The following is a 16,562-nucleotide window of genomic DNA, read 5'->3' on the forward strand; positions in this document are numbered from 1 at the left end:
AAGGGAAGTGGCAAGCCACTTCCCTTGTGTGCGTCTATTACTTGTTGTTTTCTTCTTTCAGCACTTTAACGGTGTAACGACCATCCGCCTGACGGTATGCGCCGTGGATATCGGTTTCGAAGCCCGGGTAGTGAGCGCCGATTTCGCACAGCATCTGCAGGAACTCCAGTACCGGGCGGCTTTCTTCGGTGATCATTTCACCAGGCATGACCAGCGGAACTCCCGGAGGATACGGCAGGATCATGTTGGCGTTGACGCGGCCTACCATCTCTTCGAGGTAAACCTCTTCAGTCTGACCATGCAGCTCTTTCTGGAACGCGGCATACGGGGTCATCACCATGGATGGCAGCACTTCGAATGCGCGGAACATCAGGTCCGGCAGGTTGTGATGCTCAACCAGTTTATGAATGTTCTGCGCCAGGTCCTGAATACGCATGTTTTCATAGAATTCAGGATCTTCACGGTACAGAGACGGCAGCATGTTTTTCACCCGCAGGTTCAGGTCGAACGCGCGTTTGAAGTCGGTCAGCGCGCGCAGCAGGCTCAGCGCTTTTGTCTTATCGATACCGATGCTGAACAGGAACAGCAGGTTGTACGGACCGGTTTTCTCAACCACGATGCCGTGTTCGTCGAGATATTTCGCCACGATGCTTGCCGGAATACCGAAATCATCCATGGTGCCGTCTTTCTTCATCCCCGGAGTCAGCAGCGTGACTTTGATCGGGTCGAGGTACATGTGCTCGTTATCGATGTTTTTGAAACCGTGCCATGCGCTATCGGAACGCAGCGGCCAGCATTCAGCGCCATCGATATGTTCCGGCTGCCATACATCGAAGAACCAGCCTTCAGACTCGCCTTTCAGACGTTTGATCTCTTTACGGAACTTGATAGAACGTTCGATAGAACCGTCGATCAGGCGTTTACCGGCGTTACCGCGCATCATCGCTGCCGCGGTTTCGGTGGAAGCCACGATACCGTAGTGCGGAGAAGTGGTGGTGTGCATCATGTAGGCTTCGTTGAAGGTTTCTTCGTTAACGTCGCCTTTCACGTGGATCATCGAAGCCTGAGAGAATGCCGCCAGCAGTTTATGCGTGGACTGGGTTTCGTAGATCACTTTCCCTTCAACGCGACCGCCGCTCATCCCGCATTTGCCTTCATAGATCGGCGAGAAGTTGGTGTAAGGGACCCATGCGGAGTCAAAGTGGATGGATTTCACATCCAGGGTTTTCTTGATGAAGTCGGTGTTATACAGCAGACCATCATAGGTTGAGTTGGTGATAACCGCGTGTACCGGCCAGGTCGCATTCGGCGTCTCTTTCACACGCTTAGCGATAGTCGCGTGCTGGAACTCGCTCTGCGGGATACCGCCGAGGATACCGTAGGCGTTACGGGTCGGACGGAAGTAGATCGGCGTAATGTCGCTCATCATCATCAGGTGAGTCAGCGATTTGTGGCAGTTACGGTCAATCAGTACGGTGCTGCCGGCAGGCGCGGAGTACATACCGACGATTTTGTTAGCGGTAGATGTACCGTTGGTCACCATGTAGCTGCGTTCGGCGTTGAAAACGCGAGCGATATACTCTTCCGCTTCTTTGTGCGGGCCGCTGTGGTCGAGCAGTGAACCCAGTTCAGAAACCGAAATGGAGATATCGGATTTCATGGTGTTGGAACCAAAGAAATCATAGAAAATGCTGCCTACCGGGCTTTTCTGGAACGCGGTACCGCCCATGTGGCCTGGGGTACAGAAGGTGTATTTGCCTTCACGTACATATTTGAACAGCGCTTTGGTCAGCGGCGGCAGAATGGTGTCGATGTATTCGTCAGTGTTCTGTTTGATTTTGTTCGCGATATCTTCAGCGGCGCCCAGCGCATATTCGAAGAAGCGAACCTGCATGCGCAGATCGTTCAGGCTAACGTCCAGGGTGGAGTAGGTGTTAGCGAAAGCGTACAGCGGCATGTACTCGTTCATTTTGCTGATTTCTTCGCACAGTTCGAGATTGTATTTATCCCAGTCGAAGATCACGCCGCACAGACGAGAGTTGTTTTCGATAAGTTTTAATAAGTCGTCACGGTCGTTCGGGTAGACAATACGGAAGTCCAGGCGTTCGAGAGCACGATGCAGTTCACGGATGGGTTCTTCTTTGAAGTAAACACCCATGTGATTCATGATTGCAATAACGTTCATAGTCAAATCTCCAGATGTAGAAAGCCCCTCCCGTCACGATGTGACAGGTGATGGAAGGAGCCTCAGGAAAACGGTTTACTGATTAGTGCGCGTTAGCGGGGCTGTTGTTATCCGCTGCGTTGTTCTGCTGGCGCTGGTGCATTTTGCGACCGTAGAACATCAGGATAATCAGGCTAACGATGAAGGTGCCGGCCAGTTCGAAGGAGCTTGCGCCCATCAGCGCGATGAAGCAGAACACGCAACCCAGTACCGAGCAAATCAGGCTAACAAAGTTGCGGATGTTGATGCCTTCGAAACGAATCAGGTCAACACAGGAGTAGAAGTAAGGCAGCATGGTCAGCAGTACCGCGATACCGGTCAGCTCGCCGAACAGGTCAGATGCTTTACCACCGGCGGAGTTCATCAGGGTAATCAGTACCATCAGCGCGGTCATTTTCACCGCCGCCAGCAGCAGGCCTTTTTTCGGGATACCGTTGCTATCGACTTCGCCATACACTTTCGGGAAGTTACCGTCGTTGGCGGCACGTACACCGGCCTGGCCAACCAGCATCATCCACGAGCCCAGAGAAGTCAGGCAAGCGAAGGCGGTGAAAGCGGAAACCATCGGAGCAGCCCAGCCGCCGAGAATGGTAGAGGCGCTAATTGCGAACGGCGCGCCGGACGCGGCCATCTGAGAAGCAGGATACATACCGGCGATAACCTGAGTCGCGGCGATATAGACGATACCGGCCATCGCAGTACCCAGCATGGTTGCCAGCGGTACGGTACGTTTCGGGTTTTTCACCATCCCGGTACTCACTGCGGCGGATTCTACGCCAACGAAGGCCCACAGGCAGAGCAGGATACTTTTAATGACCGCGTGGCTATCGGTAGTGCTGGAGGTGTTCCAGTTCGCCTGATAGGTTGCCGCGTCAAACCAATGCCAGCCGACGACCGCAGTCATCACCACCGGAATAAGCACCAGTACCAGACCAATGGTGGTCAGACGGCTTACCCAGGTCCCGCCGAGCATATTAACGAAAGTAAAGATCCACACGATGGCAATACAGGCAATACCTGCTGGCACCGGGTTATTTAAAATTGGGAAGAACGTAGAGAGATAAGAGACGGCGGTAATACCGATTGCCAGGTTACCAATCCAGTTTGCATGATAATAAAGGACGCCGGTCTGGAAACCGAAGGCCGGAGAAATTTCCCCTGCATAAGCAATTGGACCACCCTGCTGCGGGTTCTTGGTCGCCAGTCGGGCATAAACATAAGCCAAAGACATCGCGCCAATAATAGAAATCACCCAACCCCAAATGGCAATACCACCGATGCTGGCGAGGTTCGCAGGTAATAGTGCAATACCGCTCCCCATCATATTACCGGCGACTACGCCGGTACAGGCAAATAGCCCGATCTTCTTGGCAGAACTCATGGTTGTTTTTCTCCTAAGTTTATTTGGGAGGTACAGATCATGATATAGAACCATTTATTGACCCGACCAACTGCCAACAAGATTACTGATTCGTACGAGATAAATCCTAAAGATAAAGTGAAATAACTACAAACATCAGACAAATGATATTTTGACCTTTTTCCATTAACATATAAACATGACATGTTGATATCAAAAAAAGATAAACACCCCCTACTTACAAAGAGTTAGATAGACACTTCGGTGTTGAAATTGTGTTACCAGGCAGGAAAATAACGCTTATTTCAGGTAACAATCAGAGTGCTCATGAGATACATAAATTTAACCTCATCATACTCAAAACCATGAGCATGATGAGGGTTTACTTATTCTGAAGCGAGGAAATTATCGAGATACGGTACTACGCGGGTGACGGAGGTCTGGAATACTCCGTTTTCAATCCAGTACAAGGTGTTTTCGCCAGGGCGTAAATTAAACGCCGTCAGGTAGGCATCGGCAGCTTCGCGGTTCTGTCCTTTCATCTCATAGACTTTACCGAGCAGCACATAATTCATCCACGACATTTCTAAATCAATGCCCGTGTTGATAGCGCTGTACGCTTCATCTATTTTCCCTTTGCCTAACATATCTACCGTTTTTATCTGGTAGAAGATCGCCATATCTTTAATGCCGGGCATTTCACCTACTTTCCCAACCTCGGCATACAGCGTCGCTAATTGTTTTTCATCCAACGGCTGCTGCGAATGACGTAATACATCCACCAGCGCTTTTTCGGCGTAAGCATAAATAAAGTCCGGCGATTGTTTAATGACGTCATCAAGTATATCGCTGGCTTTACCGAGTGAATCGACATCGCCTTTCATTAATAGCTGATGGGCCTGATAAAGACGGGTTAACGAAGGGCTTTGCGCGGGTTGATACTGTTTCAGCATCGCTTTCATGCGATCCGGCCACGGCTGCATTAGCGCGGTTGATAGACTATCCAGCAGGTCATTCTGGATGGTGAGCTGGTTATCCATGGTAATAAAGTAGCGTTTATCGAGCATCGTCGAGCCGTCGGCGTTATCGACCAGTTTCACCGACATAAAGCACTGCTGGGCGCGATAGTGGCGCTGATTAACGAATTCGATGGTCAACGTTTTACCCGAACTGCTGGGTTCGTTGATGTTGTAGTTGGTTTTATCATGGACCATAAAGGTCGAGAAGGTATTGAGCGAAGTAGTAATCAGGCTGCCCAGCCCAACGGCATAAGCATGCTGCGACGCCCAGTTGTTGCATGAACTGCCGTTTACCAGGTGTATGTCGATATCGCGCGGGTTTAGCAGCAGGCGAGTTTTGGTTTCCGGCGGCCGCGATTCTATCGACGACAAGGCGACTAACGCGACGCAACTGCCCAACGCCAGCAGAAACAGCGTCCACACCCAGAAGGTGGTGATCCGTTTACGTTTTTCCGGCACTGCCGGCGCCGCTGGCGCGACAGATGGAGAAGAGATAGTCGGTGGCGACGTTTCAGGAACGGAGACAGGGGCCGCTGGCGGTACGACCGGCGCCAACTCTTCGCCCTCTTCCGTACACCAAATTACCGGGACCGTTAGCTTGTAACCGCGTTTTGGCACCGTCGCAATATATTCCATGCTGCCGTCATCGCCGTCTTTCAGCGATTTACGCAATTCGGAAATACTCTGGGTGACGACATGGCTGGTCACCACGTTGCGCGTCCAGACGTTATCGATAAGCTCGTCCCGGCTGAGTACCTCGCCAGGATGTTGAGCAAAGTAGACCAGAAGATCGATTAAACGCGGTTCGAGAGTAAGCTGACGTCCGTTCCGGCTAATTTGGTTTACAGAAGGAGTAACGAGCCATTCCCCAACGCGAACAACAGGTTGTTGCATAAAAAAAACCCCAGGACGAAAAGGGAAAGGCGCGATAATACCACATTTCGCCTACCTAATTATGCGGGTGGTCAATACCCCACACGTTTGGCATAAGCTACTCCCTTTATATACAAATTAGTTAACAGTCTATGAACATCGTTGTCATTTAATCCAAAATAGCCAGGGTCTATGCTGCGTCCATCAAGTCGTTAAGGAGACGCATTATGTTATTCGACCACTATTCCTTGCAGGCCCTGCCGTTAAACAACCGTATCGTGATGCCGCCGATGACGCGTTCCCGCGCCGGGGCCGGCGATGTCGCTACCGAACAGATGGCGGAGTATTACGCCCAACGCGCCAGCGCCGGTTTAATTATCAGCGAAGGCACACAGATTAGCCAACAGGGACAGGGTTATGCCTGGACGCCGGGCATCTATAATGAAGCGCAGATCGCCGGCTGGAAAAAAGTCACCGCTGCGGTACACCAGGCGGGAGGCAAAATTTTTGCCCAGCTCTGGCACGTAGGGCGTGTCTCCCATACCGTCCTGCAGCCGGGTAATGCCGCACCGGTTTCCTCATCTGCTATTCAGGCTGAAGGGGTGAAGGTCTTTGTCGATGTCGAAGGCCGCGGTCCGGAAAATGGCGTCGGTGAAATGGTGCAGCACTCAATGCCGCGCGCCCTGACTCGCGCAGAGATCCCGGCGATTATCGAACAATATGCGCAGGCCGCGCGCAACGCTATTGCCGCCGGCTTCGATGGCGTTGAGCTCCACGGTGCAAATGGCTATCTGATTAATCAGTTTATTGATTCTCGAGAAAACCAGCGCACCGATGAGTATGGCGGTTCGTTAACCAATCGCCTGCGTTTCCTGAAAGAAGTGGCGCAGGCCGTTGCCGATGCGATTGGTAAAGAGAAACTGGGTATCCGCCTGGCGCCGCTGACCACCTTAATGGGGTCGAAAGACGATACGCCGGAAGCCACTTATCTGGCGGCGGCCAGCGTCCTTAATAATATCGGCATCGCCTATATTCATATCGCCGAAGCCGACTGGGATGATGCGCCGGTGATGCCCGCCGCCTTTAAAGAAGCGCTGCGTCAGGTGTTCCGAGGCACGATGATTTATTCAGGGAAATACACCGTAGAACGAGCCGAAGAGGCGCTGGCCAAAGGCTGGGCCGACCTGATTGGTTTTGGCCGTCCGTTTATCGCCAACCCGGATCTGCCCTATCGCCTGCAGCACAACCTGCCGCTGAACCAGCCAATCAGAGAGCAGTTTTTCGGCGGTGGTAAAGAGGGCTACCTCGACTATCCCACCGTCGATGCGAAGTAAACGGAGCAAATCGCTTCCTGGAACTTAAATAAAAAACCCGGCAGCGCTGTGGCGTGCCGGGTTAAAAATAAGACTCTCGACGTTTATGTATAATTAATCAATGTGATTAATTATTTATACACTTCCGCCGTTGCTTCAAAGTTCGGCCCGTGTTCGCGCGCCGCGGTAATAATATAATATTTACCGCCCTTCTCATCTGCCAGCTTAGAAAGCTGATCGTGAAGATCAGAAGGTGAAGAGAATTGCCCGCCAGACGGTCCCACAGAAATACTGCCCACGTGAGTCAGTTTGAAATGCGAGGCTTCTTCTTTAGTAATTAATTGCGCTGCCGAGGCGCCAAAGGCAACTGCTGAAAGAGCTAAAGCGACTAATACCTTTTTCATCCTACATTCTCCTTGGATTAGAGCCTTAATTGAGGCTCTTTCAGTATAGACACAAGATTAATAAGCGCGCTATTTATCAGATTATTTTTTTACCATCTGCCACGCTTAGTAACGCGACGGTACCCCTTCCGGACGGGTCTTAAAACGACGGTGCAGCCACATGTACTGTTCCGGCGCCATCAGGATACATTGCTCAATAATTTTGTTCATCCATCTGGCGGTGGTTTCCGGAGAATCCAGCGGCGGTGTCGCCTCAGGCTGCAGCGCAATCAGCTCATACCCGGCGCCGTTGGGCTTTCTTCGCGGAACAAAGGGAACGATAGTGGCTTTTGACATTCTCGCCAGCATCCAGGTGCCGGTGGTGGTCGCAGCATTATCAACATTGAAAAAGGGAACAAATACGCTGCTGGCGCGACCATAATCATGATCCGGAGCGTACCAGATGATCTCGCCCTCTTTCAGTGACTTAACCATGCCTTTCAAGTTTTTACGATCCAGCATCGTCTTGTTAGAACGCAGTCGTCCCCAGGTTTGCAGCCAGTCGATCAGCGGATTATCGTTTGGCCGGTAAACGCCAATCCCCGGCGTGAACATGCCAAACATCCGCGCGCCGAGTTCCAGGGTCAGAAAGTGAATGCCAATCAGCAAAATACCCTGCTTCTGTTCCTGCAGTTCAACGACTTCATTGACGCCGCTGGTCTCGGTCCAGCGCTCGACGCGATGGGTTGGCCAGAACCATGCCATGCCGGTTTCCATCAACCCCATGCCCAAAGATTCAAAATTCTTAACCAACATTTCATGACGCTGCGCCGGGCTGAGGTGAGGAAAGCAGAGCTCAAGATTGCGCTGCGCAATACGTACTCTTCCGCGCAAAAAATGCATAGATAAACGCCCCAGACCATGGCCCAGACGATAGATCAGCGGATAAGGAAGTTGTACCACCAGCCACAATAAGCCAATGCCCAGCCATGCCGGCCAGTAACGCGGGTGTAATAATGAAAGAGAGAATTTGGGTAAATGCGACATCTGACTATTGCTCTTCAGGATCCTTGATTTACATGCCTGCGGGAGGCCTCAGTCCGAATTTGCGGATAAGGTACCCGATCCACAACATTTAGTTTTTTCCTATTCGTGCTGTAATACGCATTCAAGCGTAGACTATAACCTGTACGCTGCCCTGGTATTAAACCAACTGTGTAACAAATTTATTATTAATTTTTTCGTACAGTGGCACGCAAGCTAAAGTTTGCGTTATTCATCTTCAACAATAAATAAATAGCCTCCGAAGACACGTCCCCGAAGGCTAAATATCGTTATGAACGAATGAAGGCCAGCAGATCGGCGTTAATCACATCCGCATGTGACGTGTGCATGCCATGCGGTAAGCCCGGATAAATTTTAAGCTCGCTATTCGCTAGCAGTTTATCCTGCAGAATGGCGGCATTTTTATAAGGAACGACCTGGTCGTCGTCACCCTGCATTACCAACACCGGCACCGTAATCGCTTTCAGATCTTCTGTCTGGTCGGTTTCAGAGAAGGCCTTAATCCCTTCATAATGGGCTTTCGCGCTACCGGTCATCCCCTGACGCCACCAGTTCTGGATGGTGCCTTGCGAAACCTCTGCGCCATCGCGGTTAAAACCGTAGAACGGTCCACTGGCAACATCGAGATAGAACTGTGAGCGATTAGCAGCAAGCGCCTTGCGGAAACCGTCAAACACTTCGATGGGCGTACCGCCTGGGTTATTGTCGGTTTTCACCATTAACGGCGGTACGGAACTGATTAATACCGCTTTGGCTACCCTGCCCTGCGGCTGGCCATATTTAGCCACATAGCGCGCGACCTGACCGCCACCGGTTGAATGACCAACGTGAACAGCGTTATGCAAATCCAGACTTTCGACCACAGCAGAAGCATCGGCCGCATAGTGATCCATATCATGGCCTTCGCTTACCTGGTCGGAACGCCCATGGCCACGGCGGTCGATAGCGATGACGCGAAACCCTTGCGCGAGGAAAAACAGCATCTGGTTATCCCAGTCATCAGCGCTTAACGGCCAGCCATGGTGGAACACAATAGGCTGAGCCTCTTTCGGCCCCCAGTCTTTAAAATAAATATTAACGCCATCTTTAGTTGTTACGAATGCCATATCACGAACTCCTCTATTGAAAATATGACAACTTCTCATTAACATTCAATTGGTTACATTCAGCGCTGATATGATGTTTTCCCTTTGTTTGCGAAAAACCTCAATGGCAACGGTGCCACAAAGTGTAGAAGATGATGGCTCATTTAGCTCATCCCTCAGCAATTTAATATCATCGCAGAAGCTAAAATACGCCTTGTGCCGTTGAGAGTTAGCTCATATTACCTATTGATTAAATATGCCTTTTCGATATCTTTTATTTTATAGATAAATATCAGCGCGTTATGCCAAAAATAAATAATTAAAATATTTTTATCTTATACTTACGCTCTGCTGTAAATTTCTCTCAAATAGATTTCTTCAGATTATTCTCCGAGAAAAAAGAATAAACCAAATGATCCACGTGCTCATTTTTAAACCGAAGCGGTTGTTCCTCACTGACCTAATCCACGCAGAATGTTCGCCGTTAATTGTGAGCCAGGCAACGTCCTGAGCGATGCCCTTCTGTCAATGCTGTACAAACCACAGAAAACCGCCATACTCAGGCGCAAAGCCTGTGATTTTCAAGGGGTAAAATTTGCCTGTAGCAATCCCGGATAGCAAAACGAATAAGAAAGGAATGACTGCGATGCACTACAAATTGGTTAAGCAACTCAAAGATGATAATACATTAAGAAAAAGCTTTATTGATTTAGCCATCAAAACGTTCGATCTATCCTTTGACGCCTGGTATCAGCAAGGGTACTGGAGTGAATCCTATATCCCCTACGCTTTCGTTGATAAGAATAAAGTTATCGCCAACGCCTCCGCGAATATTATTGATCTGGTCTGGCAAGGCCAACCTCGACGCTATATTCAAATAGGTACGGTAATGACCAACATTGATTACCGTAATAAAGGGCTTGCCGGACAGTTGATACAACATATCCTTGATGACTGGCGTGACAAAGCGGATGCTTTTTTCCTGTTTGCCAACTCCACCACCGTCGATTTCTACCCCAAATTTGGCTTTACGCGGACCGACGAATATCAATATGTTGCGCCCGTTTCGCCGACTCCCGGCGACTTCCGTAAACTGGATATGGATAGTGCGCAAGATATTGCCCTGCTTAAGCACTACTACCAGAAATCCAACCCCTTTTCACAGCTACGAGTGGAGAATAACTTCGGTCTGCTGATGTTTTACTGTTCGGCGTTTATGAAGCATTTCGTGTACTACTCGGAGAAAAACCAGGCCGTCGCCATTGCGATGCAAAGCGCCCATGAGCTGATCTGCTTTGATATTTTTTGCGATGCCGGACAATCCATGGCGACCATTATCAATGAACTCGCCCAGCCGCAATCGCAGCAGGCGGTGCTTGGTTTTACGCCGAAGGAAGCGCGCCTTGGCGAGTACGAAAAAATAGACGGCGACGATATGTTATTTATCTATTCCAACAAAGAGAACATTTTCCACGACAACAAATTGATGTTCCCGCTGCTGGCGCACGCCTGATGCCGGGCCGCAGGCTATCTATTTAACCTGCGGCTGGTCAGCGTTGTTTCTTCCTGGAAAACAAAATAAAAAGTACAATCGATTGTTGTTTTTTTGTTAAATCCAGGAGAAGCGCCACTTGCCCCTTTTTGACCTGCAGGATCTCTACGCCTTTTTAGCCCTCAGCGAGCACGGCAGCTTTCGCTACGCCGCCGAGGCGATTTGCATTTCGCAATCGGCGTTAAGCAGGCGAATTGAAAAGCTGGAAACCGCTTTGGGGGTGAGATTGTTTGACAGAACCACTCGCCGGGTGACGCTCACGCAAACCGGGAGAGCCTTTGCCCCAAAGGCTCAGCATCTGCTTTCCGAATTTGAAGATGCTCTGGACGGTATTAGCGACCGCGCCGCTTTCGGCAACGGAATGGTGACGGTTGCCTGTGTCCCCTCTGCCGCCAACTTTTTTATGCCGCAGGTTATCACCCAATTCCGTCAACGTTTTCCTAAGGCGCGGATCAAGGTCATTGATACCAGCGCCGGAAATGTTTATAACGCCGTGCAGAATCACCAGGCGGACTTCGGCCTGAGTTTTCTCTCCGAAATCGCGTCCGAGGTGGTGTTTACGCCGCTGGTTCATGAACGCTACCTGGCGGTTTGCCGACGCGACGATCCGCTGGCACAACGTCATAGCCTCAGCTGGCAGGAGTTTTTTAATCGGGATTACATCTGGCTCGATAAGATCTCCGGCAATCGTCATCTGCTGGACGGCGCCCTGAGCAACGTAGGGCCGCGACGCACTGCGGTTTGTGAAACCCGCCATGTCACAACGATGCTGGGCATGGTGGATGCCGGCCTTGGTATCGCGGCAATACCGGCGATGGCGCTACCGGCCTATGCGCACCACGCGTTAGTGAGTATTCCGCTAGTGGAACCTGAAGTGAAAAGGCAGGTGGGACTGATAAAAAAAGCGGGCAGAGCGTTACCCCCTCTGGCCGCCGAGCTCGAAAAAGCCATTACCGATTTTTACCATCCCACCGTATGATTAGCCCTCTTCCGGTAATTCACAGGCGTTAGAGGGTAAAGGATCCATGCCTGTGCGACGAATTTCCGCCTGCGCCGGGACTGAAGCCAGATAGCACAGCAGTTGCTTCGCCTGGGACTGCGCGGATGAATCGGCAACCACGGCGCCCGCGAAGCGAGTAACGTATTGCACTTCATCCGGCAGACGACCAACGAACGTCACGCCGCTGACCGGCAACAACTCGCTAACCTGCTGAAACCCTATCGCATAGTCCCCTTTCGCTACCAGCGAAGCAACGGGGATTTTTTCGATCATTTTTGCTTTGGGGCTTGCCTGCGCGGCAATATCCAGTTTTCTGAACAGCTCCTTTTCAACATAGCGCCCGCTGGCGCTATCCGAATAGGCGATGGATTTCGCCTGCAGCAATGTCTGTTTCAACGCGGCGACGCTACTGATATCCGGCACCGGGGCGCCCTTTGGCACAACGGCGCCAATTCGTGAGTCCGCCAGTTCAATACGCGACCCCGGCATCACTTTGCCCTGCTTCTGCAAATCATCCAGGGCGTATCCCACCATGATCACCACATCCGCCTTTTGCCCTGCCGCCAGGCGCTTCGGTATCGCCTCCGCGGATTTCCCCATCGAGGGCCCATGAATGATATGCAAGGTATTGCCGCTTTTTTGCTGATAGTCGGGCGCCAGTTTATCCAACGCCGCGGAGAAGCCGCCGGAGATCATCACCGTGATCTCCTGCGCGGCGGCAACTTGCGCATAGCCGCAGGTAAATACCAGTAACGAGAAAACCCATGATTTACGTTGCATATTCACCTCTTAACCCAAAGAATTTTGCGTTTTCAATGCCTGCCGGGAAACGCGTTGATAGAGATACAGCGTCGCTAATAGCGCGCAGATTGCCGCAAAACTCATCCAGTAGCCGGGCGCCGCCTTATCCCCGGTAACTTTAATTAACGCGGTGGACATCGCCGGCGTGAAACCGCCAAACAGCGCGGTAGCCAGGCTGTAAGCCAGAGAAAAACCAGCAACCCTGACCGACTTAGGCATAATTTCCGTCAGCGCCGGGATCATCGCGCCGTTATAGATGCCGTAAATGAAGGAGAGCCACAGCAGCACGGACAACATCATGGCGAAGTCCGGCATGCGGGCCAGCAGCGATAACGCAGGCCAACTGGTGAAAATGGCCAGCAGCGTCATGCTGACCAATACCGGTTTACGACCAAACCTATCGGAAAGCATGCCGCCGATAGGCAGCCAGATGAAATTAGAGATCGCCACCAACAGCGTGACCAGCAGGCTATCCGAGGCGCTTAATAACAGCACGTTTTTGCCAAAGGTTGGCGCGTAGACCGTGATCAAATAGAACGCGGTAGTGGTCATCGCCACCATTAACATCCCCGCAATCACCACCCGCCAGTTTGCCAGCAGAATAGTCAGCGATTGTCCCAGGGTCGGATGTTCCTTACGCTCCGTATACTCCGCGGTTTCATTCAGGTTGCGGCGTAAAAAGAAGATAAAAGGCACGATCAGGCAGCCAATCGCGAACGGAATACGCCATCCCCACTGATGCAGACTCGACTCACTGAGCAGCATATTGAGCAGATAGCCCAGTGAAGCGGCCACCATAATGGACACCTGCTGACTGGCGGATTGCCAGCTGGTATAAAACCCTTTACGCCCCGGCGTCGCCATTTCAGCGAGGTAAACCGAGACGCCGCCCAGTTCCGCACCGGCAGAAAAGCCCTGCAACAGTCGGCCGCACAGCACCAGCGCCGGCGCCCACAAACCGATAGTCTGATAACCTGGCACCAGCACGATCAGGATGGTCCCCATCGCCATAATCGACAGCGTGCCGATTAAACCTTTACGTCTGCCAACCTTGTCAATCCAGGCGCCTAACACCACCGCGCCAACGGGCCGCATCAAGAACCCGGCGCCGAAAACGGCGAAGGTCATCATTAATGAGGCGAATTCATTTTCGGAAGGAAAAAAAGTATGGGCGATATAGGTGGCGTAAAAACCAAATAAAAAGAAGTCAAACTGCTCAAGAAAATTCCCTGAGGTCACCTGCAGGATCACTTTGGCCCTGGCGCGAAACACTGAAGTAGCGGCAGTTGCGGACATCACACTCTCCCTGATTAACTGAATAGTTAACTCTCATTAACATTTAGGTAACCGTAAGAGTGCGGGAAGTTGTAGCCAGGAATAAGCGCATTTTGCGCATCTATTGATGCGTCTGACACATTAATAAAGCCTGCGAGTTAAGCGACATCAACAATGACGGGGCGATGGGTCTCCCCCTCCGCCCCGCCTCTATACGCTGATAGTGTGAACTCCGCTGCATTTCCCCCCAAGGCAATCCGGCTTGAGGGGGAGTTTTAACGAAGATCGCGTACGGCGACGTGATCCATATCGTCGAAGACCTGGTTCTCGCCGACCATCCCCCAGATGAAGGTATAAGCGCGGGTACCCACCCCTGAGTGAATCGACCAGCTTGGCGAAATCACCGCCTGCTCGTTATGCATCACAATATGACGGGTCTCCTGCGGCTGCCCCATCATGTGGAAGACGCAGGCGTCCTCATCCATGTTGAAATAGAAATAGACCTCCATCCGCCGCTCATGGGTATGGCAAGGCATGGTGTTCCACAGGTTGCCCGGCGCCAGTTCGGTCAGGCCCATGCTGAGCTGACAGGTTTCCAGTACATCCGGCACGAAATACTTATTGATGGTGCGGCGGTTGCTGGTCAGGTTGTCACCCAACGTCACCGGCGCTACATCGGCAGGGGTGACTTTTTTCGTCGGATAAGTGGTATGCGCCGGGGCGCAGTTGTAGTAAAACTTCGCCGGTTTTGCATGGTCGACGCTGGTAAATACCACCTCTTTCGCCCCCTTACCGACGTACAGCGCCTCACGGTGGCCGATTTCATAGCATTGGCCATCAACGGTAATACAGCCCGGGCCGCCGATATTAATCACCCCTAACTCACGGCGTTCGAGGAAATAGCTTACCCCGAGCTGTTTGCCGACTTCGCCGCCCACCGACACGCCGCGCTGCACCGGCATGACGCCGCCAACAATAATGCGGTCAATATGGCTGTACACCATGGTGTATTCGTCAGCCACAAACACTTTTTCAACTAAAAATTCATTACGCAGCCCCTGGGTATCCAGAGTTTTCGCATGCGCGCTGTGGATACTTTGTCTTACGTCCACGTTAGCCTCCAGGCAGATACTTGAATGATAAAGCCCTCCTGCGGAGGGCAGAGATTAATGACAAACCTCATGCAATCATTGAGCTTGCAAATTGCATCAGGCAAATAACAAGGAAAATCAATTTATTGATTTTCGGCTGATAACCACAAAGAAGGAAAAACCACGCTTTTTCCTTCTTTGTCAGCAGTCTGAGCCCTCCTGCGGAGGGCGAGAATAGATTAGTGATTCGCCGATGGCGCCACGCTGGCGCCAGGCGTTTTCACCACCTGCGCGTTGCCAAAACGTCTGGCGTACAGGGCGGTAATAATGGGCACTAAAATCGCGGTGACGATGACGCTTGCCGCGACCAGCGCCGTCGCCGAAGCTGCCACCGGTTCAAAGGCCGGATTAATCTGCGCGATGATCACCGGGTTCGCGACCGCCGCGCCCGCTGCGGAAGAGGCCGCGACGCCAGCCGTCCCGTTGCCGCCGCCGATAACCCGGTCAGCAATAATCAGTGGGATACCGGTAATGATGATGACCGCCACGCCAAGCACGATTCCCAGCAGTCCGGTATCCAGAATCACGCTCAGGTTGATAGTGTTGCCCAGCGCAAAACCAAAGAACGGAATCAGCACCGGGGTGGCTTTGCTAAAGAAAGCCCGGAAGTCGTGGTCGAGGTTGCCTAAGGCAAAGCCCACCAGGAATGGCAGCACCGCGCCGATAAAATGGTGCGGCTCGAAGGAAGCCAGCCCGGCGGAGCCAAGGATCACCATGGTCATCAACGGCCCGGACTCCAGCGACATCAGCACAAACGCGCCGGACTCTTCTTTACTGCCGTACTGATTCATCAGGCTGGCATACAGACCGCCGTTGGTCATATCCATTGCCGAGACAATAGCCAGCACCGACAGTCCGGCAAAGAAACCGGTCTGGACGCCATTTTCCGGAATGACCATCGCGGCGATAAAGGCCACAATCCAGGCGACGGCAATTTTGGTGATCACTAACGTGCCGGACTTACGTAATACGGTACCGGTGGCGCGCAAATCGATTGATGCGCCGATACAGAAAAACCACACCGCCAGGATTGGCACCGTCCCACCAATCATGCCTTTAGTGAATGAACCAAAGTAATTACCGGTATCCGGCGCCAGGGTATTAAGCACCGCGCCAAGCAGCAATGGGACCAGCATCATGCCGCCAGGGATACGTTCAATGGTTGCTTTGATTTTCATGTTTTATCCTCATCTCCACCCCACCTGAACGGCAAGGATGTGACTTATTCTTTCAATAGCGTTTGAAAAAATTCTTTCTGTTCATTGCATTACGAACAGATGAGAAAAGTCAGGAGTCTCAGGGTTGTGCGCACCACACTGATACCATGCCGTTATCATTGATCATGTGAAATAATGATTCAACGAAAACAAAACAGTGTTTTAGTTACCGTCATCACATATCAAAAAGAAATCGAACGAAGGATCGTTTATTGAAAACAAAAGGGAGGTGTAGCCACGACGT

Annotated in this window: 13 protein-coding genes; 3 read left to right on the plus strand and 10 right to left on the minus strand. The window is 51.6% G+C overall.

What is annotated here, in order from left to right; all coding sequences use genetic code 11:
• Positions 1 to 37: 37 nt before the first annotated feature.
• The 3 genes from cadA to cadC form a co-directional block, all read right to left on the minus strand.
• Complete coding sequence (gene cadA / locus ABLV78_RS19000) at positions 38 to 2,185, minus strand: lysine decarboxylase CadA (protein ID WP_015367858.1); 2,148 nt, start codon at positions 2,183 to 2,185, stop codon at positions 38 to 40.
• Positions 2,186 to 2,267: 82 nt separating this feature from the next.
• Positions 2,268 to 3,605 (minus strand): cadaverine/lysine antiporter, encoded by a 1,338-nt coding sequence (gene cadB / locus ABLV78_RS19005; protein WP_045393427.1) that lies wholly within the window; start codon positions 3,603 to 3,605, stop codon positions 2,268 to 2,270.
• Positions 3,606 to 3,970: 365 nt separating this feature from the next.
• Entirely contained in the window at positions 3,971 to 5,497 is a 1,527-nt protein-coding gene (gene cadC, locus ABLV78_RS19010; protein WP_047049462.1) for a lysine decarboxylation/transport transcriptional activator CadC, read from the minus strand.
• 206 nt (positions 5,498 to 5,703) lie between these two features.
• On the opposite strand from cadC, the gene ABLV78_RS19015 reads away from it, so the two are divergent.
• Positions 5,704 to 6,810, plus strand: a complete 1,107-nt coding sequence (locus ABLV78_RS19015; RefSeq protein WP_047049464.1) for an alkene reductase — start codon at positions 5,704 to 5,706, stop codon at positions 6,808 to 6,810.
• Positions 6,811 to 6,920: 110 nt separating this feature from the next.
• Here ABLV78_RS19015 and ABLV78_RS19020 read toward each other — a convergent pair whose 3' ends face one another.
• The 3 genes from ABLV78_RS19020 to ABLV78_RS19030 form a co-directional block, all read right to left on the minus strand.
• Entirely contained in the window at positions 6,921 to 7,193 is a 273-nt protein-coding gene (locus ABLV78_RS19020) for a YdgH/BhsA/McbA family protein (protein ID WP_015367862.1), read from the minus strand.
• Between the two features lie 105 nt (positions 7,194 to 7,298).
• A complete protein-coding gene (locus tag ABLV78_RS19025; protein WP_045393436.1) occupies positions 7,299 to 8,219 on the minus strand; it encodes a Kdo(2)-lipid IV(A) acyltransferase in 921 nt (306 codons plus the stop codon).
• Positions 8,220 to 8,506: 287 nt separating this feature from the next.
• A complete protein-coding gene (locus ABLV78_RS19030; RefSeq protein WP_045393439.1) occupies positions 8,507 to 9,343 on the minus strand; it encodes an alpha/beta fold hydrolase in 837 nt (278 codons plus the stop codon).
• A 625-nt stretch (positions 9,344 to 9,968) separates the two neighbouring features.
• Here ABLV78_RS19030 and ABLV78_RS19035 point away from each other — a divergent pair.
• Positions 9,969 to 10,835, plus strand: coding sequence for a GNAT family N-acetyltransferase (locus ABLV78_RS19035; protein WP_045393442.1), 867 nt, complete (start codon positions 9,969 to 9,971; stop codon positions 10,833 to 10,835).
• 118 nt (positions 10,836 to 10,953) lie between these two features.
• Complete coding sequence (locus ABLV78_RS19040) at positions 10,954 to 11,853, plus strand: LysR family transcriptional regulator (RefSeq protein ID WP_047049466.1); 900 nt, start codon at positions 10,954 to 10,956, stop codon at positions 11,851 to 11,853.
• Here ABLV78_RS19040 and ABLV78_RS19045 read toward each other — a convergent pair whose 3' ends face one another.
• The 4 genes from ABLV78_RS19045 to kdgT all read right to left on the minus strand — a co-directional run bounded on the left by ABLV78_RS19045 (position 11,854) and on the right by kdgT (position 16,279).
• Positions 11,854 to 12,654: a substrate-binding domain-containing protein gene (locus ABLV78_RS19045; RefSeq protein ID WP_045393448.1), complete on the minus strand. Its 801-nt coding sequence runs from the start codon at positions 12,652 to 12,654 to the stop codon at positions 11,854 to 11,856. It lies immediately after the preceding gene.
• A 9-nt stretch (positions 12,655 to 12,663) separates the two neighbouring features.
• Positions 12,664 to 13,971: an MFS transporter gene (locus ABLV78_RS19050; protein ID WP_047049470.1), complete on the minus strand. Its 1,308-nt coding sequence runs from the start codon at positions 13,969 to 13,971 to the stop codon at positions 12,664 to 12,666.
• Between the two features lie 254 nt (positions 13,972 to 14,225).
• Positions 14,226 to 15,062, minus strand: coding sequence for a 5-dehydro-4-deoxy-D-glucuronate isomerase (gene kduI / locus ABLV78_RS19055; protein WP_045393454.1), 837 nt, complete (start codon positions 15,060 to 15,062; stop codon positions 14,226 to 14,228).
• A gap of 218 nt (positions 15,063 to 15,280) precedes the next feature.
• On the minus strand, positions 15,281 to 16,279 hold the full coding sequence (gene kdgT / locus ABLV78_RS19060) for a 2-keto-3-deoxygluconate transporter (RefSeq protein ID WP_047049473.1): 999 nt from the start codon (positions 16,277 to 16,279) through the stop codon (positions 15,281 to 15,283).
• Positions 16,280 to 16,562: the final 283 nt, after the last annotated feature.

This window comes from Klebsiella sp. CN_Kp075 (assembly GCF_040065055.2).
Lineage (GTDB): Bacteria > Pseudomonadota > Gammaproteobacteria > Enterobacterales > Enterobacteriaceae > Klebsiella > Klebsiella aerogenes.

Excerpts from the sequence above, each read along its gene's own strand:
- cadA (WP_015367858.1), bottom strand. The coding sequence starts at position 2,185 with ATGAACGTTATTGCAATCATGAATCACATGGGTGTTTACTTCAAAGAA.
- cadB (WP_045393427.1), bottom strand. The coding sequence starts at position 3,605 with ATGAGTTCTGCCAAGAAGATCGGGCTATTTGCCTGTACCGGCGTAGTC.
- cadC (WP_047049462.1), bottom strand. The coding sequence starts at position 5,497 with ATGCAACAACCTGTTGTTCGCGTTGGGGAATGGCTCGTTACTCCTTCT.
- ABLV78_RS19015 (WP_047049464.1), top strand. The coding sequence starts at position 5,704 with ATGTTATTCGACCACTATTCCTTGCAGGCCCTGCCGTTAAACAACCGT.
- ABLV78_RS19020 (WP_015367862.1), bottom strand. The coding sequence starts at position 7,193 with ATGAAAAAGGTATTAGTCGCTTTAGCTCTTTCAGCAGTTGCCTTTGGC.
- ABLV78_RS19025 (WP_045393436.1), bottom strand. The coding sequence starts at position 8,219 with ATGTCGCATTTACCCAAATTCTCTCTTTCATTATTACACCCGCGTTAC.
- ABLV78_RS19030 (WP_045393439.1), bottom strand. The coding sequence starts at position 9,343 with ATGGCATTCGTAACAACTAAAGATGGCGTTAATATTTATTTTAAAGAC.
- ABLV78_RS19035 (WP_045393442.1), top strand. The coding sequence starts at position 9,969 with ATGCACTACAAATTGGTTAAGCAACTCAAAGATGATAATACATTAAGA.
- ABLV78_RS19045 (WP_045393448.1), bottom strand. The coding sequence starts at position 12,654 with ATGCAACGTAAATCATGGGTTTTCTCGTTACTGGTATTTACCTGCGGC.
- ABLV78_RS19050 (WP_047049470.1), bottom strand. The coding sequence starts at position 13,971 with ATGTCCGCAACTGCCGCTACTTCAGTGTTTCGCGCCAGGGCCAAAGTG.
- kdgT (WP_047049473.1), bottom strand. The coding sequence starts at position 16,279 with ATGAAAATCAAAGCAACCATTGAACGTATCCCTGGCGGCATGATGCTG.